Raw genomic sequence first — 249 nt, 5'->3', positions numbered from 1 at the left:
GTGATAAGCGTGCCAAAAGAGCACAAAGCCAGGTCCATCCTTTTGGAGAAGCGCGTGCAAAATACTTTTTTAGCATGTTGGTCGCTACTTTCCTGTTTTTTGGTGGTGGCGTTATTGGTGTAATGGAGGCTTATGACAAGCTAGTCCACCCTGCTCATGAGGTCAATAATCCTTTGCTTCTGATTGCTATCGTTCTCATTGGCATGATTATAGAGGGCAGTTCACTTCGCGTTGCTTTTAAAGAAAGTA

Annotated in this window: 1 protein-coding gene; it reads left to right on the top strand. The window is 43.8% G+C overall.

Annotated elements, in window-relative coordinates:
- A partial coding sequence (locus tag ETC27_RS18265) for a cation efflux transmembrane domain-containing protein (RefSeq protein ID WP_168709089.1) occupies nt 1-249 on the top strand: 249 nt, incomplete at both ends.

The organism is Onishia niordana (assembly GCF_004798965.1).
GTDB classification, from domain to species: domain Bacteria; phylum Pseudomonadota; class Gammaproteobacteria; order Pseudomonadales; family Halomonadaceae; genus Onishia; species Onishia niordana.
This window is presented reverse-complemented; position numbering and strand designations above follow the sequence as displayed.